This window comes from Streptomyces sp. URMC 124, assembly GCF_051386455.1.
GTDB lineage: Bacteria > Actinomycetota > Actinomycetes > Streptomycetales > Streptomycetaceae > Streptomyces.
The window spans coordinates 1-1,181 of sequence record NZ_JBPQTS010000330.1 but is presented as its reverse complement, the minus strand read 5'-3'; the positions used below and the strand labels follow the sequence as shown (position 1 = coordinate 1,181).

The following is a 1,181-nucleotide window of genomic DNA, read 5'->3' as shown; positions in this document are numbered from 1 at the left end:
CCCCCACCGCGTACCCCCTGCGCACCACGGTCACCGGCGCGACAACAGCAACCCTCACCGCACCCCCGGGCACAACAATCGCCGTAGTGGGCCCGAACGGCGCAGGCAAGACAACGCTCCTCAGAGCCCTCCTGGGCCTGACAGACCGCGCGAACGCCACCCCCCTCCACCTGGGCGACAAGGACGCATCGGCAGAGCCCCCGCACAAGCGGAACATCTCCTGGGTCCCCCAGGAGATCTCCCTCTTCCCCCACCTGACGGCCCTCGCCAACACCGCCTACGGCCTCCGAGCCCAGGGCGTCCCCAAGGCCGAGGCGTACCGCCAGGCCCGGCACTGGCTGAACCGCCTGGACGTGGGCACCCTCGCCCACCGCAGGCCGGCGAGCCTCAGCGGCGGCCAGGCCCAGCGCGTGGCGCTGGCCAGGGCCTTGGCCGCCCGCCCCCGCCTGCTCCTCCTGGACGAGCCCCTCGCCGCCCTGGACCAGTCGGCCCGCTCCGCCGTCCGCCACACCCTCCGCACCCACCTCGCGGACTTCCCCGGCGTCTGCCTCATCGTCACCCACGACCCGGTGGAAGCGGTGTCCCTGGCCGATCATGTCCTGGTCCTGGAGGACGGCGCGACGGTCCAGTACGCGACGCCCACGGAGCTGACCCGCCACCCCCGATCGCCCTGGGTGGCCCGCATGCTGGGCCGCAACGCGTGGCCGGGCAAGGCGACGGCGGAGGGAACCGTCGTCCTGGACGACGGCGCCAGCCTCACCACGGCCGACAGGCCCGAACCACCCACGGGCGTCAGTCCCGAACCACCCACGGGCGCCCGGGCCGAGCCGACCGCAGGCCTGCCCGGACCGACCACGGGCCTGGCCGAACCGACCACAGGCCTGGCCGTAGCACCCCCGGAGGCAGTCTCCCTCCACACGACCCGCCCGACCCCCGGCAGCCCCCGCAACACCTGGCAGGGCACGATCCGCGAAATCACCGCCCACGGCGGCCGCCTGCGCGTCCTGGTCGCGGGCGAGCCGGACGTCGTCGCGGAGATCACCCCGGCGGCCGCGGCCGAGCTGGGCCTCGCGGAAGGCACGCCGGTGTGGGTGAGCGTCAAGGCCACAGAGATCACATTCGTCCCTCTGTAGAGGGTTTATAGGCAACGCGCCCCCCTTCCCCCACACCCCCCGCGTAAC

1 protein-coding gene is annotated in these 1,181 nt (G+C 73.8%); it reads left to right on the top strand.

What is annotated here, in order from left to right; genetic code table 11:
- On the top strand, positions 1 to 1,133 hold a 1,133-nt coding region (locus tag ACSNOG_RS32740), incomplete at its 5' end, for an ABC transporter ATP-binding protein (RefSeq protein WP_436756333.1).
- Positions 1,134 to 1,181: the final 48 nt, after the last annotated feature.